We start from the raw sequence: 24,064 nt of genomic DNA on the forward strand, positions 1-24,064 counted from the left end.
TTTCCGATGCTTCCCGTTGAAATTTAGCACTTAATTGGCATACTTGCTCAACAATTTCGCGTCTGCGTAAATAGGATAAAACTTTTTTCCCGATTTAATCCTCCATTAAGAATGAATAGTCCCCATTAACCAGCGTGTAAGAGCTCCATCATCTTCGGTTTGGGAACGTTTTAATGCTTCACTAACTAGGGCTATTTTTAATCCGGGCAAAACTTGGGATTCTTCGATTAATCGACTTCCTTGGTTTTCAACCGCAAAGGCTAAAATTGTATTATCTTCAACATTCACCACCCAATATTCTTGAATCCCTAATTTTTCATAGAGTAATCTTTTTCGACCAATATCATCAACAAAAGAGGATGCAGCTATTTCAACAATTAAGTTAGGGGAGGTAAATTCATCTAAATTAATCGGGGAATTATTGCGAGGGGGAAATTGGAAGTTATCCCCAATATAAAATCCCATATCAGGTTGACTTTCTCGCATTCCGGTTTTTCTAAAGGATGGATTTGTTAACTCTTTAATCCGAATATTTTTTAAAGCAGCATAAATAACAATCACGGTAGAAATAATTGAATTATCCTGACTGTGTGCTGAACCTAGTGGTGCCATTTCTATCCTCACATATCCTTGATCATAATAAAATTTACCCTCAGCATATTGAGGATTCTCGGTTAAGGCTAAAAATTCTTCCCAGGTTGCTTTTACCCAGGTATCCGTCGGTATTGTGATTAAAGGAGGAGCTTGAACCATCATTAACACCTGAACCTTAGTCTTGTTATAATAGGATTATAGCAATTTAATTTTTTACATTCAAGTCTCAATTAAACTATGTCATTAATTGCCGCTTTTCCTTTGGTTAAAGATCCAGAACGTTTAGAAAAACAGTTACGAGATATTCCTCCGGTTCCGGGGGTGTATTTAATGCGAGATGGTCAGGATAATATTCTTTATATTGGTAAGTCTAAAAAACTGCGATCGCGGGTGCGTTCCTATTTCCGAGAACAGCATGATCACACCCCACGAATTTATTTAATGGTACAACAAATTACTGAAATAGAGTTTATTGTCACCGATACCGAAGCGGAAGCCTTAGCCTTAGAAGCGAATTTAGTTAAACAACATCAACCCCATTTCAATGTTCTACTCAAGGATGATAAAAAATATCCCTATTTGTGTATTACTTGGTCGGAGGATTATCCCCGAATTTTTATTACTCGTAAACGTCGTTTAGGAAATATTAAAGATCGTTATTATGGCCCCTATGTGGATACTCGGGTATTAAGAAATACGTTACATTTAACTCAACGGATTTTTCCCCTACGTCAACGTCGGAAACCTCTATTTAAGGATCGTCCCTGTTTAAATTATGATATTGGTCGCTGTCCTGGAGTTTGTCAACTGTTGATTTCTCCTGAAGAATATCGAAAAATTGTCCAAAAAGTGGCGATGATTTTTCAAGGAAGATCGGATGAATTGATTGATCATTTAACCGAACAAATGGAACAAGCATCGGAAGTATTAAATTTTGAAATGGCTGGTATCATTCGAGATCAAATTCAAGAATTACAGTCTTTAAATGCCGATCAAAAAGTATCTTTACCCGATGATCGTGTGTCCCGTGATGCGATCGCCTTGGCGGCTAATTCTAAACAATCCTGTGTGCAGTTATTTCAAATTCGCGCCGGAAAATTAGTTGGACGCTTAGGGTTTACCGCCCAAGTTCCCCCGGAGTTAAAATCAACGGAAATGGGATTGATTTTGCAACGAGTTTTAGAAGAACATTATCAAAGTGTTGATCCGGTGGAAATTCCCAATGAAATATTAGTTCAATATGAGTTACCCGATGAATCTATTTTAACAGATTGGTTGAGCGATCGCAAGGGAAAAAAAGTCACAATTTTAACCCCCCAACGTCAGGTTAAAGCTGAGTTAATTCAGATGGTAGAACGGAATGCGGAATATGAATTAGAACGGGTACAAAAGTTAAGCGATCGTGATACTGCCGCCCTAGAAGATTTAGCAGCAATTCTCGATTTACCCGACCTTCCCCACCGGATCGAAGGTTATGATATTTCCCATATTCAAGGGTCAGATGCGGTGGCTTCCAGGGTGGTTTTTATTCAAGGTTTAGCCGCCCCACAATACTATCGTCATTATAAGATTAAAAACCCCACGGTTCACGCCGGACATTCGGATGATTTTGCTAGTTTAGCAGAAGTTATTGAACGCCGTTGTCGAGACTATCAAACTTCAACTGATAAACCGGATTTAATTATGATTGATGGGGGAAAAGGTCAACTTTCGGCGGTGGTTGCTGTCTTAGAAAAACTGAATTTATTAGAGGAAATTCGCGTGGTGAGTTTAGCTAAACAACGGGAAGAAATTTTTCTACCTGGGGAAAGTTTCCCGTTAGAAACCGACGGGGAACAACCCGGGGTTCAACTCTTAAGAAGACTGCGGGATGAAGCCCATCGGTTTGCGGTTAGTTTCCATCGAAATCAACGCACTCAACGCATGAAGCGATCGTATTTAGATGACATTCCGGGGTTAGGACATCATCGTCAAAAATTACTCTTAGCCCATTTTCGTTCCTTGGAATATATTAGAATTGCCACCCCCGAACAGTTAGGAGAAGTATCAGGAATTGGGCCTAAATTAGCCCAAGAAATCTATAATTATTTTCATTAATGTAGTGAGTCCTAAAGGACTCAGACAGCCCTAAAGGGCTTACTACTTTAATGTTGGTGTGAGGGAATTTCAATGATAAATTCTGTTCCTTGACCGAGTTCTGAATGACATTCAATTGAACCCTTATGTTTTTCTACAATAATTTGATAACTAATAGATAACCCTAACCCCGTTCCTTTACCAACGGGTTTAGTAGTAAAAAAGGGATTAAACAAGTTAGATTTAACGGTTTCTGACATCCCTACACCATTATCTGATATTTTAATTCTGATCTTTTTGTGATCAATCAATTCAGTTTCAATAGTAATTTTATCGGGACTTTGCTGATTGATAATAGGGCAATTTCTACCAGAATCTTGTAAAGCATCAACAGCATTAGAAATTAAATTCATAAACACTTGATTTAATTGTCCCACATAGCATTCTACCAAAGGAATAGTACCATATTTTTTAACAATTTTAACTCCTCGATGTTGAGCATTTTCTTTTAAACGATTTTGTAAAATTAACAACGTATTATCAATTCCTTCATGGATATTAACTGCCTTCATATCGGCTTCATCCAAGCGGGAAAAATTACGCAGGGAAAGTACAATTTCTCTAATCCGGTTCGACCCCATTTTCATAGAATTAATAATATTTGGAAAATCTTCAATTAAAAAATCAAGTTCCACTTCCTCCGCAAAATTAATAATTTCAGTCGGGGGGTCGGGATAATGAGTTTGATAGATGTCGATTAAACTTAATAGGGTTTCCGTATATTCTTGAGCATGAATTAAGTTACCATAAATAAAGTTAACCGGATTATTAATTTCATGGGCAACTCCTGCCACCAATTGACCCAAACTAGACATTTTTTCAGCTTGAATTAATTGGGTCTGGGCTTTGCGAAAATTCACTAAGGCAATTTCGGCTTCTTCTTTAGCTTGTCGCATCGCGTCTTCCGCTTTTTTGCCATCATTTATATCTGTAATTGTACCGACATAACCAATAATTTCCCCATCAGAATTTATCTCCGCAGCAGCTTGACCATAAACCCAAGTAATTTTACCATCAGGACGCTGTAGGCGATATTCAGAGTTAAATTGAACTTGATGTTGAGAACATATTTCCCAGTTTTGAAAGACTTGGATTCTATCTTCGGAATAAATCGCCCGCGACCAACCTTTTCCCATTGCTTCTGCTGCGGTTAAGCCAGAAATTTCACACCATCTTTGATTCACATAAAGACAATTACTTTCAGTGTCCGTATGAAAAATTCCCACGGGAGAAACTTCAGCTAATGTGGCATAAAGTTTTTCAGTATTTCTCAATACTTTTTCCGTATTTCGTTGTTCGGTTACATCCACACCGACACTAACAATATAGTCAATTTCTTTGGCTTCATTCAGGAGGACAGTATCCGACCAACTAATAATTCGTTGATCTCCATTTTTTGTATTCCAACAGGCTTCGTAATATTTGGGAAATTGATCAATCAGTAAAAAGGCAAAATTTGATTTAACTTTAGTCGCTTCCTCTGGGCTTAAAAATATATCCCAAACATACATATTTCTAATTTCATCAAAGCTGTATTGAGTGGTCTGTTCAAAGGCGCGATTAAATCGCACAATTCGACCTTTTGCATCCATTAAAACCACTAAAGCTCCAGCAATATCTAAAATAGCGGAAATAAAACTTCGTTCTTTTTCAATGGCTGTAAATAATTCATCAATTTGAATAGTCATTTGATTAAAAGCCGTGGCTAATACGCCCAATTCATTAGAACACTGCACATCAACTTGGGTTTTCAAATCTCCTTGACTAATTTTTATGACTGCATTGGTTAATTGTTTGAGGGGGAAAATTATTTTCCGACTGTGAAATATACCAATACCCGTAGCGAAACCTGTAATTAAAATAACCGCTATCCCCATGACGAAAATCATCTGATAAATAGGAGCATAGGCTTCTTTAATCGGAAGTTCAACAATTAAAAACCAGTTGACACTGGGAATCAAAGATGTCGCTCCCAAAACCTCTACATTTTTCAACCCGAGATAACGATTTATTTTTAATTCATTTTCATCTAAGTTCTTATTAATTAAATTGATAATTTTAGGATTTTGTAAATTCTGAATATTAAAGATGTTAGATCTACTTTTAGATGTGGTAAAGACTCGATTTTGCTCATCCACAAGATAAACATATCCAGTTTTACCCACTTTAGTCTGAGATAGAATAAAACCCAGAAAACTCAAGTTAATTTTAGCGAATAAAACGCCATTAATCCGGTCAAATTGATCTCGAATGGGTACGGACATCACCATTGTATATTTTTTATTCTGGAGATCAAACTCAATGGCTCCTACATAATCTTCCTCTTGTTTAAAAGATCGAATAAATAAGGGAGAATCGCTGTAATTTTTTCTCAAAGTTTGCTGATCGTTGACGATTGATGCGGTGACTTCTCCCTGACGGTTTAAAATAGCAATGATGTGATAGGCGTCATTATGGCGAGCTAATCCTTCTATCAAGTTTTGTTGAATATCTGGAGATAAATTAGTTAAGCCTTTAACCCGGGCTAAAAAACTTAATTTGCGTTGCAGATCATCTAAATAATTATTAATTTGATAGGCAATGACTTGCGATCGCTCTCTTTGTAAGGATTGTAATTGTTTTGTCTGGGATTGATAACTCAAATAAATCAATAATCCCCCACTACTTAAAACACTAATCAGTCCCACAAAGAGTAAACTTCTACGGAGTTGTTTGGCGAGGGAAAAAAACCCGGGAGTGGAAAAGGAAAAAGAACCCCCAAACTTAGATAAAAAATGATGTTTCTCCGCTTGACTCATAATTTTTCTAATAACAGCAAACTGATCTATTTTGAGTTATTATACTCTTTTGTCTGCCCAGAAGGGGCAATATCAATTTTTCCGGCTACCACTTGTTGTTGAATCTGATTAAATTTGGCTTCTTCTTCGGCTGTTAACGTGCCTCTAAAGGGGGCAAAATCATAGATTTGTTCCCGTAGTCCATATTTATATTGTTTACCTTCCCATCGTCCTTGCTGAACTAGAGTAGCAATTTTTAAAACTAATTCAGGAATATTCTGTAGGACACTGGTTAAAATTTTTCCGGGGACTAGGTTATATTGATCTTTCGTCCAACCAATCCCATAAACCTCTGGTTTTTCACTGGCTAATTTTAAGGCTTCAATTCCCGCTTCATCGGCGTTAATAGCGATCACATCAACTTTTTTTTCTAACCAATCTAGGGCGACTTGATTGCCTTTTTCCGCATCTGTCCAAGTCTGTAAAAATTGAGTATAGACTTCAATATTGGGCTTGGTTGCCGTTGCACCTCGTCTGAATAATTCGGCTTCTTCTTGATAAACGGGGTAATCATTTCCCACCATGTAACCCACTTTATTGGTTTTAGTTTTGATGGCGGCTAATGCTCCCGTCAGATAACCCACTTCGCCAGAACGAAAAGCCACCGCCCCCAAGTTTTTATTATTCCCAGAATAGCTTGTCACTAAGGCAAATTTGACGTCGGGAAACTCTTTAGCCACCTTTTCCATTGCTGCAATATAACCACCACTATGACCTATAACTAAATTATATCCCTGTTGAGCATAGTTACGAATTAGGGTTTCACCGTCAGTTTCTGGCACGTTTTCAGTATAGGTAATTTCGGCATTATATTGCTTTTCAATTAATTTTAATCCTTCATAATTAGCCTGACTCCAACTCCCATCTTTTATAGAACCGGAGAAAATACTCGCCACTTTAAATTGACTCTCGGAATCGGAGGTTGTCACTTGTTCTTGATTCCACTGACTACAACTGACGATCATCACTAAAGTGATTATTCCTAGTAGGATATTAGTCAATAATTTTGGTGTTTGGAGCATACAATTCCTGGGGGTTGAGGTGAATAGAGAATTACGAATTACGAATTACGAATGGGTAATGGCGAATAGTGCTTACCTCGTGATAAATTATGAGTAGCCAATATTTGAGTATTGAATATCAGACTAAATTCTATAGCAATCCCAAATAGGTTGTAATAATTTATAACTGATATGAAACAGCCAGAAGTATTATCTCTGTTCCCTGTTCCCTGTTCCCTGTTCCCTTTTGAACCCAGATTTTGGATATAAATCAAATAGGATTGCTATATTAACTTGAAATTGTAATTGCACCCTTATACTTTTTTTGTCTGATATTAACAGAGTTTTTTAATAAAAACAACAAGGAAGCTTAACGCCCCCTTGCCATTTTTGCGATTTAACTTCCCCAATTCAGATAGGGTAATTGTGTGGCGGTTGCTCGAATTTGATCAAAATTATCAATTAACTGTCCACAACTATCCCACAGTCCCGTAATAAAAGATTGGCGAGAACCTGCATTCATATTCACATCAATAGTGAACTCTCCACAGTGGACTTTCATGGATTCTAAATCCAGGTTAATAGCTGCTTTAGGGTTAGCTTTTAATGCCTCTTGAACTGCTTTAATATCTTCTGGTTCCGCGCTAACACAGGGAATACCAATCGAGACACAGTTTCCCAAGAATATTTCGGCAAAACTTTCCCCAATAATCCCTTTAATTCCCCATTTAGCAATGGCTTGGGGGGCGTGTTCTCGGGAGGAACCACAACCAAAATTAGCATTAACTACTAATAGATTTGCTCCTTGATATTCGGGTAAATCAAAGGCGTGTTTTCCCTGCATTTGTTGGCGATCATCAGCAAAGACCTGTTCCCCTAATCCATCAAAGGTAACACACCGTAAAAACCGAGCGGGAATAATCCGATCAGTATCAATATCACTGCCGACTAAAGGAATCCCTGTTCCTGAAATACTTTGAATTTTGCTCATTGTTGAAGTTCCGTAATTTATGTTAAGAATTGACCCCCAACCCTCCCATTAACCCGGGAGGTGAAGTGCTTACAATAACTCCCGTACATCCGTAACTACACCGTTAACCGCCGCCGCCACCACCATCGCCGGACTCATTAACAATGTCCGACCGTTGGCGGAACCCTGACGACCTTTAAAGTTGCGGTTAGAAGACGATGCACTCAGTTGATTTCCCTGCAATTTATCGGGGTTCATCGCCAAACACATGGAACAGCCCGCCTCGCGCCATTCAAACCCCGCTGCCTCAAAGATTTTATCCAGTCCTTCGGCTTCGGCTGCCACCTTCACCCGTTCCGAACCAGGAACCACAAAGGCTTTCACCCCATTAGCCACCTTCCGACCCTGGGCAAATTTCGCAGCTTCGCGTAGGTCACTGAGGCGGCCATTGGTACAACTGCCAATAAAACAGACGTCCACTTTTGTCCCTTGAATGGGGGTTCCGGGGGCAAATTCCATATATTGATAGGCTTCTTTGGCCACTTCCCGATCGCCTTCGGTAATCTGCTCTAAAGTCGGAATCAACTCATTAACGGCCATTCCCTGTCCGGGGGTAATTCCCCAAGTGACGGTGGGCGCAATCTCAGAAGCATCAAATTTGACGATATCATCATAAACCGCATCCGTACTACTACGGATACTATTCCACCAAGTAACAGCCTTTTCCCAGTCTTCTCCCTTGGGGGCAAAATCTCGACCTTGTAAATAGTCGTAAGTCACCTGATCGGGGTTGACATAGCCACATCGGGCGCCCCCTTCAATTGACATATTACAGACCGTCATCCGTTCTTCCATGGACATCGCCTCGATGGTGCTTCCAGCGAATTCATAGGCATAGCCCACGCCGCCTTTCACCCCCAATGTCCGAATAATATGCAGCACCACATCCTTGGCGTACACCCCCGGTTGCAGTTCCCCATTCACCTCGATCCGGCGGACTTTCAGTTTCCCTAATGCCAGGGTTTGAGACGCCAGCACGTCCCGGACTTGAGATGTGCCAATCCCAAAGGCGATCGCCCCAAATGCCCCATGGGTGGAGGTGTGGGAGTCGCCGCAAGCAATGGTCATCCCCGGTTGGGTTAACCCCTGTTCGGGTGCGATGACGTGAACAATCCCTTGATTTCCCGATCCGATATTATAAAAACGGATATTGTGTGTTTTGCAGCTTTCTTCCAAGGACTGCATCATTTCTTCTGCTAATACATCCGTGAAAGGACGGGCTTGGTTCTCCGTCGGAACAATATGATCCACTGTGGCGACGGTGCGTTCGGGATAGAGGACGGTTAGCTGGCGATCGCGCAACATGGCAAACGCCTGGGGACTGGTGACTTCATGGATCAGGTGCAAACCAATGAAAAGTTGAGTCTGTCCTGATGGCAGAGTGCCAACGGTATGTAACTCCCATACTTGATCAAATAGTGTTCTTTCGCTCATAGAATCAGATCAATAATTGCGTTTGTAACGCTCTCTATACTGGTATTTATTTTAGCGGTTAATGGATCTGCGGTGTTAAGTTTTGGGAATAAATTAATCTCTAGGGGGTGATAATAAATATTAAAATCGGATAAAATAATATCTAACTCTACCCTGATTTTATGATTAATCAAACTCTGGCAGAATCAATGAAGTGGACTACAGCCGATTTAGAGTTGTTGTCAAATGATGAGTGGAAACGTTATGAAATTATTGCAGGAGAATTATTTGTGACTAGAGCACCAGATTGGAACCATCAACGGGTTTGCGGTAATATCTATGCAGAATTAAATGCTTGGTCACGTCGCACAAACTTAGGACAACCTGCAATGACACCTGGAATTATTTATACTGAATCTGATAATGTCATTCCTGATGTGGTTTGGGTGAGTCGGGAAAAATTAGCGACTTTATTAGATAGTGCTGGACATCTAACGGGTTCTCCTGAGTTAGTTGTTGAAGTATTATCACCAGGAAAAGAAAACGAAAGACGAGATAAACAAGCCAAGTTAAAACTCTATTCTATTCAAGGAGTTCAGGAATATTGGATTGTTGATCGCTATCAACAGCAAGTTCAAGTCTATCGTCGTCAAAATAATCAGTTAATTTTAGCTGAAACGTTATTAATAACTGATGAAATTACCTCTGCGCTTTTGCCAGAGTTTCGCTGTCAGATTGAACTATTTTTTAATTAAAACTAATCATGAATCAGCGTTCTATTCCTGAACAATTACCATTTTTAGAGGGTTTATGTTGGCAAAGAACAGGAATTGATAATTTAACGCCCTGGGAAATGCTAAAACGGTATGAACGGGGATGGCATTATCGGGATATTTTTGGGGAAATTAACCCAACAGAAGCAGAATTTATTCAACAACTTGCTCAACGGTATAATTCTTGGTTGTTCAATCAAATGTTTACACAAGACTTTCATCAGAAAATTATTACTGTTCTCAATCAACTCAATACTAATTTTTTACAAGACTGTCGTGCTTATTTTGGGGGCGGAACATTCATCTGTTTAAATTATGGAGAATATCGCCTCAGTAAAGATATTGATTTTCTCTGTTCCACAGGTTCCGGTTATCGCTTATTAAGACAAACTTTAGGTCAAAATAAATATAACGCTTTATTTACTACTCAAAATAATATCACATTTCCTCAAGAAATACAAGCCAATCAATATGGAATTAGATTTCCTTTGTTAATAGAAGGAACCCTAATTAAATTTGAAATTATTATGGAAGGAAGAATTGCACTAGAAACACCGGATTTTCCCCAATGGTCGTCTGTTCCTTGTTTAAGTTTAGTTGATTGTTTTGCTGAAAAGTTATTAGCAAATGCTGACCGATGGATTGATGGTTCAGTAGAATCAAGGGATTTAATTGATTTAGCTATATTAAGATTAAATGCTTCTATTCCTCCCCAAGCCATTGAAAAAGCAGAAGCAGCTTATCCTGTGATTGAACCGTTAAAGGAGGCGATCGCAAATTTCCAACAAAAGCCTAATTATCGAGATAAATGTTTTCAATCGCTACAAATTAATAACCCTATTAGCATTATTGACGGTTTGGATTTATTAGCGGTTGATTTTGGGTTAGAACCCACCGAAAGAACCTTTAGAGAATATTTAGATCAAGATGATTTTATTTAACTCGGATTCACTTTTAACCAACTGAAAATATCTCTCAATGTTAGAGTTGAATTAGAGATGAATTGAGGAACGGGAATTACAGCATCCAGTTCATCTAAAAACATCGGTTGTTGTCCTGAAGGATAAACAAAAACAGATTTTTCCTCTGGAACAATTAACCATCCCATTTGACAACCTGAATTCAAACAATGTAAAATGTTACTGGTAACTTTAATTGTGCTTTGTTCGGGGGATAAAATTTCAATTGTCCAGTCAGGATGAGCATTAAAACTATTAGCAATATCTCCATCATGATCAAGCGGAATTCTATCCCAAACAAAAACCACCACATCAGGAACAATAGAACGACCGCCAAAGGTACATCTTAACTCAGGGAATGCCCAGGCAATTCGTTGAGTTTTAGCGATCGCATTAATAACTGTTACCAGTTCTCCTTGGATTGTACTATGTTTTCCTTGTGGCATCGGTTTCTGGATAATTTGACCATTAATATATTCACTGGCGGGTTTGGTTTCGGGTAAATTTAGAAAGTCTTCTAAACTCAATGTTTTGTCAAGAATTTGTACCATTATTAATTCCCTTGTTCAAATTTTAACCTGTCTGATTCAATTATAACCCTGTAGGGACGAGGCGCACCTCGCCCTTACGAGATCTTGGGATATTATCAACAATATCACTAAGCAATATTTCGTTGTTGCGACCAAAATTGACCGACTCTTACTTTCCAATTATCCCAAGATTTCATCACTTCCTGAGCATCAATGGAGGTAATATCAACTTCATAGGGAGTTGCTGTAATAATAATGCCGTGATTAATATTAACGCCATAAGGTGGCCCATATTGTCGATTTAATGCTGCAATATAAGCTGCAACTTGTAATTTTTGTTCGGGGTAAACTGTCGGTTTAACCGAGTTAGAAAACTTAAATTCAATCACGCTTTCTGGATAATCATTTAACCGTCCCACACAGTCAACCCGTCCTGCATATCCTTCATAATGGTGGAAAAGATAACTTTCTAATAATCTAATATTATGAATGTCCTTTAAAACTGGTTCGAGATGTTCCCAATGGCGTTTAAGAATCACCGGACAGGGAGTAGGATCACCGTTTAAATAATATTCAATTTGTTTATGTCCGCGTTTGCCAATTTGACAAGCTAAATTAGTCACTTCTCTTGATTCTGATGTCTGTTTTTTATGGTAATTGCTAAATATGGCTTTTTGAGCAGGCGATCGCGTTTCATCAATAATAGGAGTAACCCCAGGTTGAAAATTTCCCCGTTGATCCTCAATTCCCTTCATTCCATTGCGTCCAGTTGGTTTACCAAAATAGCAAGGAAGGGGGTTTTCAGACCAAAATTTGCTTTTCATAATTTTATTTTACTCCTGAAGTCAGTATCTTGATTGCTTGATAGAATTAACTTAAGCCATCTCTGATAACTTTGTCAGTCCCCAATAATTTCGCCCCGTTGGTAGAACTAATGAAGCAAGGGTAGAAAAATTGTTCTACCCAAGTCTTCATATTAGATCTCTGATATACTCAAGTTGTTGATAAATTATCTAAACTAATGGAGAATTGGTTGTTGTGGGATGATTTTTTAAAAATAGTTGCTGTTGATGCTCAACTTTCTACTAAAGAAAGAGAAATTTTTTTAGTTAGATTTTTAAGAAATAACTTAAATAAAAATGATCAGCAAATTGCGGACATAGTTTATGGATGTGATATAGCAAATTCACTCAGTAATTATAAAAAGCAGAAAACAGGAATTTATGATAAATTAGAGAAAATTTGTCCTCAGATTGCTGATGTCAATCCAGGTGAGGGTAAGTTCACTAGGGTTTTAGATTGGCTAGACGAACAATATACAACTAGAAAACACAGCAGTCCAATTCAAACTGAACCTATAGTTAATAATAGTTCAATAGAAAGTGCTCTGGTAGACAACCCTTTTATACCTTCTAACGGAGTTATAGATGATGACAAATTATTTTTTAGTAGAACACAGGAAATTCAAAGAATATTTGAAACCCTCAATAGTGGTAGCAGCGTTGCAATTATTGGAGAAAGACAAATCGGCAAATCTTCGCTATTAATGGAAATTAGCCGACAAGCTCAAGCCCAATTGTTACAAGCCCGTGAACCGATTTATCTGAATTTACAAGAGATTCATGATGATGAGGACTTTTATCAATTCTTGTGTGATTATGCAGGAATTGATTTTTGTAAAGGTTATCGTCTCTCTCGAAATTTACAAAATCATCGATTATTGTTAATTCTTGATGAATTGGAAAAAATGACCTGGGATGGTTTTACGAATAATATTCGGGGACAACTACGAGGGTTAGCAGAAGGAATGAATGCACCCTTGCGCTTGATTGTTGCAGCTTGCACCTCTTTAGATCAACTATTTCCCGATAGTCAAGATATTGGGATGACTTCTCCCTTTACAGGAATTTGTATTGAATACAAGTTAAACCGATGGGATGAACAAACTATCCGTAATTTTATTAAAAGTCGTCTGAATTTACCTTTATTGAAACCAGAATATAAAACCATTACCTTTACGGAGAATGAAATTAGCGAGTTAATTAATAAAAGTGAAGGTCATCCTCAAAAATTAATGGCATTATGTAATCAACTATTTAAGCGTTACTTGGAGGAATTATCATGAGTTCAACACAAAAACCGATTCCCTGTTTAGATTTAGCCCCAAAATTAAATCGTCCCTTATCCCTATTCAATCCTTTAGATTATCTCCGGTTATTATATTGGGTGTTTTTCTTTCCTCAAGCAATACGGTGGTATGTGGAAGCCTTTGGGGAAGAAAAAACAGAAGGAGAAATGACTTGGCAAAAACGCCGGGATTGGTTGCGTCAAAATCCGATCAAATTCCGATTATTTTTACAAGGATTATTATTAACTGTTCTGACTCCACTTTTAATCTGTTTCATCCTAGAGCAATTCGGCTTTTCAGTTGATTGGTGGAGCATGGCGTTCGGCGTGGGGTTGGGCGTGGGGTTGGGCGTGGCGTTGGGCGTGGCGTTGGGCGTAGGGTTGGGCGTGGCGTGGGGCGTGGTGTGGGGCGTGGCGTGGGGCGTGGCGTTGGGCGTGGGGGTGGCGTCCGGCGTGGCGTGGGGCGTGGCGTCCGGCGTGGCGTGGGGCGTGGGGTTGGGCGTGGCGTCCGGCGTGGGGTTGGGCGTGGGGTTGAGCGTGGGGTTGGGCGTGGGGTTGGGCGTGGCGTCCGGCGTGGGGTTGAGCGTGGGGTTGGGCGTGAGGTTGGGCGTGGGGTTGGGCGTGGCGTGGGGCGTGGCGTGGGGCGTGGCGATTTGGCGTCCTGAAGTTTGGGTGATAGGTTCCCTATTTAATCTGGGTTCACTACAAAAGAGGAGTTGGTTGTTTCCTCGAATCACACCGATGCCCTTACCTTTTTTGACGTCTCGGTTAACAAACTGGTTAAAACAAGATTGGCACCTGGGACTGGAAAATGCTAATGAATTATTGAGATATAGTTATCAATTTATTCCTGTAGTCAATGCGGTCAGTCAAGTTTTAGCTAAAACGCCTTCAGAATACCTAATTTTTAGAGTTTCCCAACTGGCAGAACATCCGTTTGATTGGAATTTAGTTAAATTTGTTTCTGCTTCTCTTGGCGAAGAATTTAAGTTTCAACTGCTTGAAGGCTTTTTATTTTGCCGAAATTCAGAACTTGAAGCACAACCTCGTTTAGATACTCCTGCTCATGCTGCTGCTGCGGGTTTCTGGTATTTGCATGAAAAAGAACCTCAAAAAGCGGCAGAAGCCTTTGCGGTTGTGTCTTCCCTGCTGTATGGATATGAAATGTGCATTCTAGCTATAGTTTTAACAATTTTTAAGCCAGCTAAAACTATAGATGATATTGCAACTTTTGCAACTTTAAAATTAACCCCCCTTCAGCTAGATTTAAAATTAACCGATCTTCTTCCCCCAGAACCCTATTTACGCCCTCAGAGTTGGACAGCTATAAAAACTTTATATCAGGTTGTTGAAGATATTAATTTAATTAAAAATAGTGTGTCTCTTTCTACTCGTTCCTTAGCATTAAATCGAGCATTAGGAGAAATTAAAGGAATTTTAGATCAATCCAAAACTTTACCAGAAGCAGAACGAGGCTTAATTGTTGATATTGCTCAAAATTGGCAATCTGCTTTATTAGGAATTACAGAAGAAATTGGCAATATTTCCATAACTAAAAAAGTAATAAATCCCTATATTATTGGTGATCCAGTTATCGGTAAACAATTTGTCGGGCGGAAGGATATTATTAACCAATTAGAGGAATTATGGGTTTCAACCTCTCAACTGCAATCAGTGGTTTTGTTTGGACACCGACGCATGGGGAAAACATCAATTTTGCGGAATATTTCAACCCGTTTAGATGAAAAAGTAAAACTCGCATACATCAACTTACTAACCGTTGGTAATAGTATTCAAGGAGTGGGTGAAGTGTTGATGGCGATCGCAGATTCCCTCTCAGATACCCTGCAAATTCCACCCCCCGATGATGAAAGCTTAATCAATCTTCCCTATCGTACTTTTGAACGGTATTTAAAACAAATTGAAACCCAATTAGGCGATACTGGATTAATTATTGCCCTTGATGAATTTGAACAAATCGAAGAATTAATAAAAAGCGATCGCATTCCCAAAGACTTTATGGGCGTATTGCGGGGAATGGTGCAAATGAGTCCTAAAATCGCCTTTGCTTTAGCCGGACTCCACACCCTCGAAGAAATGACCGAAGACTATTTTAACCCGTTTTTTGCCAGTATTATTCCCATCCGGGTTAGCTTTTTAGAACGGGCAACCTGTCGCTATCTTCTCGCTAACCCCAGTGAAGATTTCCCCCTCGATTATAAACCCGATGCTCTTGATTATATCTATGATTTAACCGCCGGACAACCTTATTTAGTGCAACTGATCGGTTTTCTATTAGTTCGTCGGTATAATGATCAAGTCTTTGAACTGGGAAATAATCGAGATCCCATGTTTACCATTGCTGATGTTGATGGGATTATCAATCAACCCGAATTCTATCAGAATGGACGCTATTATTTTACAGGAGTTTGGCAACAAGCGGGGGAAGGTTCTCCCGGTCAACAACAGATTATAAAAGCGATCGCACCTCACCCCACCGGACTCGATTTTAATACCCTAAAAACGGTTACAAATTTAGATCCAAATTCGCTACAAAATGCCCTTGATACCCTTTCACGCCATGATGTTATCACAGAAACCGATAACCATTGGCGGATCATTGTGGAACTGTTTCGCCGTTGGGTTATTAATAGTGTTAAACTAAACCTATTGACTTAGTATAATAGCAGGTGATTCAGAAAACTATGCTAAAAAACATTGAAGTTCGGCTAGAAATATTTCAAGAAGGTAATTTTTATGTAGCCCTTTGTCCTGATTTAGATGTTTCTAGTTTTGGTGAAACCCTGCAAGAAGCAAAACAATCTGTTCAAGAAGCATTAGAAGCTTTTTTTGAAGAATGCGAAATAATGGGAACATTAAGCATTGTTTTGGAAGAAGCGGGTTTTATGCAACAGAATTGAAGTATGTCATAATATTGTTAAATATCGGTTTCGGTTATTTATGAACTTAACAAAGAGGTTAAACCATGTATCATGTTACAGGAGAATATGCTAAAAACAACTTCAGTGAAGTTTTAGAAAAAGCCAGTACGGAACCTGGAGGAGTTGTTATTGTTCAGGAAAATAAAAGTTTTATTCTCATCAGTCAGGAAGAATTAGAAAGCTGGATAGAAACCACCGAACTCCTTCAAGATAAAACCTTAATTGCTGATATTGAAGCGTCTCGTCAAGAATATCAGCAGGGCGAAGTGTTCACATTATAATTAGAACAAAGACCCATTACGGCGATTAATTGTAGTGATCAGCGCGATCGCACTTAACTTTTTATTATGGGACTATTTTACCGTTAGATTATTAATAATTGACTCCCCCTAATTTCCCTAGGACGCGGTTGAAATGGTTTGTTCAAAATTCTTGCGAAATTAAACGGAAATTGGTTGATCTCTACCGAAAAGAATAGGGTTGTGTGCAAAAAACCTTTTTTCTCTTTTTGATTTAACTGATTTAAGAGGTAAAAAGATTAAAAAAGGTGACTTTATTTAAAGTAGGAGGGATTAAAATGATAGTACATCTAATTTTAATAATTCTATTTAAAGTAGGATTAATCGTTTTAGCGGTGGGTGCGATCGCTTATTTGTGTGCTTGTTTATTCATGTTTTTAAGACAAACTCGATTTATTTTTTTCCCCTCCCGTTTAATTTCTAGTACCCCCGATGATGTGGGTTTATCCTATCAAGATATTGAGCTAAAAATTCCTACCCCTTCAGGAAAAATAGAAATGATACATTGTTGGTGGATTCCTTCAGAAACTAATCCTAATCAAAAAGTGATTATTGATTTACATGGAAACCGCAATACTATCGGGGCAAATGTGGGTTATGCTGAACAATTTCATCAAATGGGTTTATCGGTTTTATTAGTGGAATATCGGGGCTATGGACGCAGTACAAATCGCTTTCCCTCGGAAAAAATAGTCTATGAAGATGTGGAAATTGCTTGGAATTATTTAGTTAATCAACGCCAAATTAATCCTAATAATATTTATATATTTGGACATTCATTAGGAGGAGCGATCGCCATTGATTTAGCATTTAAACATCCTGAAATTGCAGGATTAATTATTGAAAGTTCTTTTACTAATATTCGAGAAATGATTGATTATAAAAAAAGATATTGGATGTTTCCAATTAATTTAATTTTAACCCAAAAATTTGACTCCTTAGCTAAAATTCCGACTTTAAAAATGCCCCTGTTATTAACCCATGGAACCGAAGATGAGTTAATTCCCAAAACTATGAGTGAAGACCTGTTTAACGCCGCCATAGACCCCAAACAGCTTTTAATTGTTGCGGGTGCTGGTCATAATAATGTTAGACAGGTTGGAGGGAGTCAATATTGGGAAACAGTACAACAATTTTTAACTTTACAATCTCAGAAACCGGGTTTCTAATAGTTATCTCTTGGCTAAAATCAGTATTCCTTAGAAACCCAGTTTCTGACTAAATTTATGAATAAAAACAGGTAAGGGTGACTGATGAGCCACCCCTACAAATAATATTATCGAATGGAAAAATAGTATAAAACCAAATTAATTGAGATTAACTGTTTTCCTCGAACCCAATTCCCTTATAATTCGGATGGGGTTGTTTGAGCATCGTTCTGAGAAAGTTCGGGAGCTACTTGGTGATTTAATGCCGCCACAAGCTGACGTCTCACTTTTGTTGCCCACAAATCAAAATCGAAACTTTCACTGGTTGGAATATCCTCTGAAGAAGTTTCGCGCACAGTTTCTTTACTTAAAGTCATGGTTTTTCGCCTCCTGTTTCAACTCGCAGTGAAGACAGGCGCGTTCCTTCGGGAGAACTCCCTACTTCCGTCTTTTAGTAGTTATTTTGGTATGCGAGAATCAAAGACTACCAAGAGATGAACGATTTCACTACTCTTTTTGATCGTAGCACTAAATCTAATTAATATCAAATTATCTTATGCTAATTTTACATAATTATTATACGTTTTTTGCTCTATCTCTGGTAATAATCTCAATCTTTGCTTTTACATCTGTCTGATGAGATATCTTTCTGCTCAATACCGAATAAATTGATTACAATAGGAACACCGGGTTTGCTAATCAAAAAATATTTTAAAGTTTTCTCCTGACAAATGCACCCTTCCTTCAACTTCATTGAGCAAGAGTGCATTTTTCTTTGTTAGAGTAAACTCTCAATCATTAATTAAAAGCAGCTTCATCCAGTTGACCCGGACGCACAGAAATTTGTTCGGTTTTTTGTCCACGGTGGATAGTGATTTTTAGGGGTTGACCAATCTTGCTTTTTTCCACCAAACGCTGCAATTGGTCGGCGCTGGTAATTGCTTGTCCATCAATTTCCGTAATCACATCTCCTCGACGTAAACCCGCATTAGCCGCCGGACTATTCGGCATAATTTGTACCACTAATACCCCATTAAATTCAGGAATTAACATTAAGGAATTAGGGTCATTATTCAGTTGTTTTGCTATATCTGCCGTTAAGGTTGCCATGCGAATCCCAATATAGGGATGGGCAATTTTTTCCCCTCGAACTAAAGCGGCTTCAATGGCTTTGGCGGCATCAATAGGAATAGCAAAACCAATTCCTTGACCATCGGCCCGAATCGCAGTATTAATCCCAATCACCTCCCCACGATCATTTAATAATGGCCCCCCAGAATTACCAGGATTAATAGCGGCATCGGTTTGAATAAAATCTAATCGTTTATCGGTAATTCCGACTTGAGAACTGGGACGATTTAAGGTACTAACAATCCCCAGGGTAACGGTATTATCTAATCCTAACGGATTTCCTAAAGCAATCGCCCAATCTCCCACTTGAACTTCACTGGAATTTCCCAAAGGAGCAACGGGTAAATTATTACCATTAATTTTAATCACAGCTAAATCCGAGAGGTCATCACTACCACGAACTTCTCCTTGAAATTGACGACCATCTTTGAGGATAACGGTAACTTTATCGGCTCCTTTAATAACGTGGGAATTAGTTAAAATAATCCCACTGCTATCAACAATAAATCCCGAACCTTGTCCCCGTTGTTGATATTCTTGGGGAGCTTGGGGTATTCCTTCCCCAAAGAAACGGCGGAAAAAAGGATCATCAAAAAAAGGATCAGGAATACTAGCAGAAATGGTACGTTCCGTGTCAATTCTAACTACGGCTGGCCCGACTCGATTCACCGCCACCGAGACAAAATTTCCGAAGGAATTAGGGTTAGGAGTGGCGGTAACTGTTGGAGGTTCAGCTTGGGTTTGAGTTTGGGTTTGAATTGATTCAGCTTGGGCAGAATTTCTTAAAGAATTAGGAAAAATCTGTATACTGATTAAGGTTAAGCCTACACTTAAAACCGCAACTAAAAGATAACTAATAATGGAATTAATGGTAAAGATTTTTGGCTGTATCTTCTCCATAGATTCATTCTCAATTATCTCATTTTCAGCGTTAGGCTGAGATTCTGATTCGTTGATATTCAAAGCAACTATCCTCAATTTTAACAGAAAAATCCCCAAGAAGAAAAGCGGAAATATTGTCATAAATCCGCTTTTCCCCTTCCCCATTATAGTCGAATTTTCACGAAAATCCGACGGGGATTAACACTATTCCTCCTGAGCATTTACTGAGGAAAGGTCGATTCAATTGCTGATTCCTAACCTATTGCTATTTTAACCACTTTGTTTTTTTCTTCTTCCGCTTTTGGTAAGGTTAGGCTGAGAATCCCGTCCTTATATTCAGCTTGAGCTTGGGTGTTTTGAATCCGATTGGGAAGGGGAATCACTCGGCGGAATTTTCCATAACGGAATTCACTGCGACTGACTCCTTTTTCTTCCGTATGGTTGGTTGATTTGCGTTCTCCCGTAATTGCCACCCCATCAAGACTCACTTGGACATCCAATTCCTCTGGACTCACCCCAGGAACTTCTAGTTTTAGGATAATCGCTTCCGGGGTTTCTTCGAGTTCAGCCGCAGGAAACAGGGACATACCCGCTTTTTCCGAAGGAAGGACTAAACTATCAAACAGACGATTCATTTCTCGTTGTAGAGAATCAATTTCTTCAAAGGGTTGCCAACGTACTAATTGCATAATCTTTACCTCCATTGACCATTTATTTGATACAATGTTGACATAGGCTCGACTACAGCCTTGATGATTCTAAGGATAGTAAATCGGCCGCCGGAATGAATTCGGTTTTAACGAATAAAAAACGGGAAATAGCCGTACTTAAGATAAAGATTAGAAACCCAAGGCGGGTAATCAGCAGCAGGCGGGATACAGTGGTGTATTTTTTTCTGTGTAGGGTCTTGGGAATTTAATCTATAAACTTGAAGTATCTGTTCTATACGAATGAGTACGTTATTGAAGTTTTAATGCTTCCAAAGGTTAGAACTTGTTTTAAATTTTATAAAGATTATTTGTGAATTAATCCTAATGACAACCACTCTGCCCAACAATGAGGGCATTCTGCCGCAGCAACCCGAACTTCCCTCCGTTTCTGACCGCCTAACCAGCTTATTAAACCGTTTACAACCTCCCCCGCAAGTCTTAATTTTAATCTTTGCCCTTTTAATTGGCGGGGGGACGGGATTGGTCATGGTGATGTTTCACGGATTAGTGGAACTTCTACAACGGTTAACCCTAGAAGATTTTATGGGCTTAACTATGCCATTTGGTCTGTGGACATTAGCATTAATTCCACCGATTGGCGGTCTAATTGTCGGGTTAATTCGCTATCGTTATCAGGAATTTTTTGGTGAGGGAATTTCTTCTTTAATTAATACTCAAAGAATCCAAATTATTTCTCCATTTAGACCCTTTATTAAACTGTTAGCCGCGGCCATTTCTTTAGGTACGGGTGCTTCTTTGGGCCCCGAGGGGCCGAGTGTGGAAATTGGGGCAAATTTAGGAGCAATTTTAGGGCAAAATTTTCAAGTTTCTAAAGAGCGCTATCGCCTATTATTAGGCGCAGGAGCCGCCGCCGGATTAGCCGCCGGATTTAATGCTCCCATTGCTGGAGTTTTCTTTGCTTTGGAAGTGATTTTAGGCTCAAGTTTTGCGGCTTCGGGGGTGGGTTTAGTTCTCTTATCCTCGGTGGTTTCTTCTGTCGTTGCTCGAATTGTTTTTGGTGACCATCCAGCCTTTTCTCCCCCGGTTTATGAGGTTCGTAGCAATTGGGAATTATTACTTTATTTAGGATTAGGCTGTTTAGCCAGTTTTGTTTCCTTAGCCTATACCCAAGCGATTAAATTTTCTCAGCGTTGTTTTCGCGGAGAAGTTCCGGCTTTCTTCTGTTTAACTAAAATTCCTCGCACCTTACATCCGATGTTGGGGGGATTATTTGTCGGAATTATTGCGATTCAATTTCCCCATATTCTCGGCCCGGGTTATGGCACAATTCAAGCCCTATTACAAGAGGGGCAATTTTCCTTAGATTTATTAATGATTTTATTAGTCCTAAAAATTCTTGCCACTTCCGTTAGTTTGGGCAGTGGATTAGTGGGAGGAATTTTTGCTCCGGCGATGTTTATTGGGGCAACATTAGGAGCAACCTATGGGCAAGCCGTAGGGGGATTATTACACCCCTTTCTACCTGATATTGCTCCCCCGGCTGCCTATGCCATGGTGGGAATGGCGGCGGTATTAGCGTCGAGTGTGCGAGCGCCCTTAACGGCGATTTTATTATTATTTGAAATGACTCAAAATTATCTAATTATTCTACCCTTAATGGCGGCGGTGGGGGTGAGTGTTTTAATTGTGGATTTGGTGCAATCTAATCAATCGGATTCGGGATTAAATTTACCACAAATGGGGGTTTATTTAGAACGACCTAATGAATTAGAAATCTTACAAACCATTAGAATTTCTGAGGTGATGGGTCAATCCTATTTAACCCTTCCCTGTTCGATGCCGATTTTAGAGGCAGGTGCGGTGATGGTACAACTGAATTGTCATACGGCTTTAATCTTAGATGAAACCTCTCAATTAGCTGGATTAATCACGGTTACAGATATCCGCCGTTCGATTTTTCAAGCCACAAACCCCGATTCTTCTTTAGCATTAGGACAGCAAATATTAAAGGAAATTTGCACAACAGAAATCCTCTGTGCCTATGAAGATGAACCCGTTCAGGTCGCCTTAGAACGGATGGCGGCCAGGGATTTACCCCAGTTACCCGTTGTCACCCGGGAACACCCGCGTCAATTGGTTGGGATTATTGAAAAAGAACAAATTGCTTTAGCTTGTAATATTGCTGTTACCAAAGATGCTTTACAACCCTATTTACCCAACTCGTAGTAACCCCTTTAGGGGTTAGTCAATACTTGTAGTAACCCCTGAATAGGTAAGAGATAGAGAGCCCTGAAGGGCTCACTACGAATTAGAGGATTTCCCGTCTTAAATAGGGTTGTAAAACTTCAGGAATACGGATAGTTTCATCGGGTTGTTGATAATTTTCTAAAATCGCGGCCATGGTTCGACCCACGGCTAACCCGGAACCATTTAAGGCATGAATATATTGTGTACCTTTTTTCCCCGCTTCCTTAAACCGAATATTAGCCCGTCGGGCTTGAAAATCCCTAACATTGGAACAGCTAGAAATCTCTCGATAGGTTCCGGCTGAAGGCAACCAAACCTCAATATCATAACATTTTGCTGCCGAAAATCCTAAATCTCCCGTACACAATTCTATCACCCGATAGGGTAATTTTAATGCTTGTAAAACGCCTTCAGCATCCTGTACTAATTTCTCATGTTCGGCTTCTGAACTATCAGGATGAACCAGTTTTACCATTTCCACTTTATTGAATTGATGTAACCGAATTAAACCTCTAGTATCCCGGCCATAACTTCCCGCTTCACGACGAAAACAAGGGGTATAGGAACAGTGATAAATCGGTAATTGTTCCGCTTCTAAAATCTCATCTCGATACAAATTCATTACCGATACTTCAGATGTGGGAATTAACCATAAATCATCGGAGTCACATTTGAAACTTTCCTCCGCAAATTTAGGCAATTGTCCCGTTGCCGTTAAGGAGGTACTATTCACTAATAAGGGGGGAATAACTTCCAAATAACCGTTATTTGTATGGCGGTCTAACATAAACTGAATTAACGCTCTTTCTAGGGCTGCACCCGCCCCTTTTAAAGCTACAAATCGCGCTTGGGCAACTTTAACCGCCTGTTTAAATTCCAATATATTCAGTTTTTCCCCAATATCCGCATGATGCAAAATATTGGGATTTGTAGGAATATATTCATCTCCCCAACGTCTAATTTCTACGTTTTCCCGTTCATCTTTTCCCAACGGAGTTGATTCACTGGGTAAATTCGGAATAGGTAATAATAATTGAGTGATTTGAGCATCAATTTCTTTTTCTTTTGGTTCCAATTCACTCAACTTTATTTTCAGTTGTTGACCTTCTTCTCTTAATTCTTTAACTTCTTCGCCTTTGGGGTCACATCCTGACTTAATTTTATCCCCAACTAATTTACCAATATCGTTACTCCGGGTTTGTAATACCACTCGTTCTTGTTCTAGTTGGCGACGTTGTTCATCTAAGGTTAAAATAGGTTGCAAATCATACTCGCCTCGTAAATTTAGGCGCGCTTGCACTGCGGCTGAATTTTCCCGAATTAATTTGATATCTAACACGGCAT

At 39.2% G+C, this 24,064-nt stretch carries 20 protein-coding genes and 1 riboswitch; of the genes, 9 read left to right on the forward strand and 11 right to left on the reverse strand.

Annotation, left to right across the window (positions count from 1 at the left end; translation table 11 throughout):
* Positions 1 to 105 precede the first annotated feature (105 nt).
* Positions 106 to 756, reverse strand: a complete 651-nt coding sequence (locus PL9631_RS01080) for a Uma2 family endonuclease (RefSeq protein WP_197046213.1) — start codon at positions 754 to 756, stop codon at positions 106 to 108.
* Positions 757 to 831: 75 nt separating this feature from the next.
* On the opposite strand from PL9631_RS01080, the gene uvrC reads away from it, so the two are divergent.
* Positions 832 to 2,691, forward strand: coding sequence for an excinuclease ABC subunit UvrC (uvrC, locus tag PL9631_RS01085; RefSeq protein ID WP_083616189.1), 1,860 nt, complete (start codon positions 832 to 834; stop codon positions 2,689 to 2,691).
* A 47-nt stretch (positions 2,692 to 2,738) separates the two neighbouring features.
* Here the strand turns inward: uvrC and PL9631_RS01090 are convergent, their stop codons facing one another.
* The 4 genes from PL9631_RS01090 to leuC form a co-directional block, all read right to left on the reverse strand.
* Positions 2,739 to 5,528: a PAS domain S-box protein gene (locus PL9631_RS01090; protein ID WP_083616190.1), complete on the reverse strand. Its 2,790-nt coding sequence runs from the start codon at positions 5,526 to 5,528 to the stop codon at positions 2,739 to 2,741.
* Positions 5,529 to 5,554: 26 nt separating this feature from the next.
* Complete coding sequence (locus PL9631_RS01095; RefSeq protein WP_083616191.1) at positions 5,555 to 6,589, reverse strand: BMP family lipoprotein; 1,035 nt, start codon at positions 6,587 to 6,589, stop codon at positions 5,555 to 5,557.
* Positions 6,590 to 6,965: 376 nt separating this feature from the next.
* Positions 6,966 to 7,559 carry a 3-isopropylmalate dehydratase small subunit gene (leuD, locus tag PL9631_RS01100; protein ID WP_083616192.1) on the reverse strand — a complete coding sequence of 198 codons (594 nt, stop codon included), beginning with the start codon at positions 7,557 to 7,559 and terminating at the stop codon, positions 6,966 to 6,968.
* Between the two features lie 69 nt (positions 7,560 to 7,628).
* Entirely contained in the window at positions 7,629 to 9,032 is a 1,404-nt protein-coding gene (leuC, locus tag PL9631_RS01105; RefSeq protein WP_083616193.1) for a 3-isopropylmalate dehydratase large subunit, read from the reverse strand.
* Positions 9,033 to 9,220: 188 nt separating this feature from the next.
* On the opposite strand from leuC, the gene PL9631_RS01110 reads away from it, so the two are divergent.
* Together PL9631_RS01110 and PL9631_RS01115 are read left to right on the forward strand one after the other, a co-directional pair.
* On the forward strand, positions 9,221 to 9,766 hold the full coding sequence (locus PL9631_RS01110) for a Uma2 family endonuclease (RefSeq protein WP_231516600.1): 546 nt from the start codon (positions 9,221 to 9,223) through the stop codon (positions 9,764 to 9,766).
* 8 nt (positions 9,767 to 9,774) lie between these two features.
* Positions 9,775 to 10,725, forward strand: coding sequence for a nucleotidyl transferase AbiEii/AbiGii toxin family protein (locus PL9631_RS01115; RefSeq protein ID WP_083616194.1), 951 nt, complete (start codon positions 9,775 to 9,777; stop codon positions 10,723 to 10,725).
* On the opposite strand, the gene PL9631_RS01120 is transcribed toward PL9631_RS01115, so the two are convergent.
* Both PL9631_RS01120 and PL9631_RS01125 read right to left on the reverse strand, forming a co-directional pair.
* Complete coding sequence (locus PL9631_RS01120; protein WP_083616195.1) at positions 10,722 to 11,294, reverse strand: Uma2 family endonuclease; 573 nt, start codon at positions 11,292 to 11,294, stop codon at positions 10,722 to 10,724. The two genes, PL9631_RS01115 and PL9631_RS01120, sit on opposite strands and share 4 nt — an antisense overlap.
* A 107-nt stretch (positions 11,295 to 11,401) precedes the next feature.
* A complete protein-coding gene (locus PL9631_RS01125; protein ID WP_083616196.1) occupies positions 11,402 to 12,097 on the reverse strand; it encodes a PD-(D/E)XK nuclease family protein in 696 nt (231 codons plus the stop codon).
* 197 nt (positions 12,098 to 12,294) lie between these two features.
* Here PL9631_RS01125 and PL9631_RS01130 point away from each other — a divergent pair, with 197 nt between their 5' ends.
* From PL9631_RS01130 to PL9631_RS01150, 5 genes are all read left to right on the forward strand, one after another.
* A complete protein-coding gene (locus PL9631_RS01130) occupies positions 12,295 to 13,398 on the forward strand; it encodes an ATP-binding protein (protein WP_083616197.1) in 1,104 nt (367 codons plus the stop codon).
* Entirely contained in the window at positions 13,395 to 16,079 is a 2,685-nt protein-coding gene (locus tag PL9631_RS01135; protein WP_083616198.1) for an AAA family ATPase, read from the forward strand. The genes PL9631_RS01130 and PL9631_RS01135 overlap by 4 nt, the downstream gene beginning before the upstream one ends.
* 26 nt (positions 16,080 to 16,105) lie before the next feature.
* Entirely contained in the window at positions 16,106 to 16,321 is a 216-nt protein-coding gene (locus PL9631_RS01140; RefSeq protein WP_083616199.1) for a type II toxin-antitoxin system HicB family antitoxin, read from the forward strand.
* A gap of 65 nt (positions 16,322 to 16,386) precedes the next feature.
* Positions 16,387 to 16,623: a type II toxin-antitoxin system Phd/YefM family antitoxin gene (locus PL9631_RS01145; protein ID WP_083616200.1), complete on the forward strand. Its 237-nt coding sequence runs from the start codon at positions 16,387 to 16,389 to the stop codon at positions 16,621 to 16,623.
* Positions 16,624 to 16,919: 296 nt separating this feature from the next.
* Entirely contained in the window at positions 16,920 to 17,810 is an 891-nt protein-coding gene (locus PL9631_RS01150) for an alpha/beta hydrolase (RefSeq protein ID WP_083616393.1), read from the forward strand.
* A 176-nt stretch (positions 17,811 to 17,986) separates the two neighbouring features.
* Here PL9631_RS01150 and PL9631_RS01155 read toward each other — a convergent pair whose 3' ends face one another.
* The 3 genes from PL9631_RS01155 to PL9631_RS01165 all read right to left on the reverse strand — a co-directional run bounded on the left by PL9631_RS01155 (position 17,987) and on the right by PL9631_RS01165 (position 20,491).
* Positions 17,987 to 18,166 carry a hypothetical protein gene (locus PL9631_RS01155; RefSeq protein WP_083616201.1) on the reverse strand — a complete coding sequence of 60 codons (180 nt, stop codon included), beginning with the start codon at positions 18,164 to 18,166 and terminating at the stop codon, positions 17,987 to 17,989.
* A gap of 37 nt (positions 18,167 to 18,203) precedes the next feature.
* A riboswitch (Glutamine riboswitch) is annotated at positions 18,204 to 18,292 on the reverse strand.
* 295 nt (positions 18,293 to 18,587) lie between these two features.
* Complete coding sequence (locus PL9631_RS01160; RefSeq protein WP_083616202.1) at positions 18,588 to 19,820, reverse strand: HhoA/HhoB/HtrA family serine endopeptidase; 1,233 nt, start codon at positions 19,818 to 19,820, stop codon at positions 18,588 to 18,590.
* A gap of 236 nt (positions 19,821 to 20,056) precedes the next feature.
* Positions 20,057 to 20,491: an Hsp20/alpha crystallin family protein gene (locus PL9631_RS01165; protein WP_083616203.1), complete on the reverse strand. Its 435-nt coding sequence runs from the start codon at positions 20,489 to 20,491 to the stop codon at positions 20,057 to 20,059.
* Between the two features lie 345 nt (positions 20,492 to 20,836).
* On the opposite strand from PL9631_RS01165, the gene PL9631_RS01170 reads away from it, so the two are divergent.
* Positions 20,837 to 22,699, forward strand: a complete 1,863-nt coding sequence (locus tag PL9631_RS01170; RefSeq protein WP_083616204.1) for a chloride channel protein — start codon at positions 20,837 to 20,839, stop codon at positions 22,697 to 22,699.
* 82 nt (positions 22,700 to 22,781) lie between these two features.
* Here PL9631_RS01170 and serS read toward each other — a convergent pair whose 3' ends face one another.
* Positions 22,782 to 24,059, reverse strand: a complete 1,278-nt coding sequence (serS, locus tag PL9631_RS01175) for a serine--tRNA ligase (RefSeq protein WP_083616205.1) — start codon at positions 24,057 to 24,059, stop codon at positions 22,782 to 22,784.
* Positions 24,060 to 24,064: the final 5 nt, after the last annotated feature.

It is taken from the genome of Planktothrix paucivesiculata PCC 9631 (genome assembly GCF_900009265.2).
GTDB lineage: Bacteria > Cyanobacteriota > Cyanobacteriia > Cyanobacteriales > Microcoleaceae > Planktothrix > Planktothrix paucivesiculata.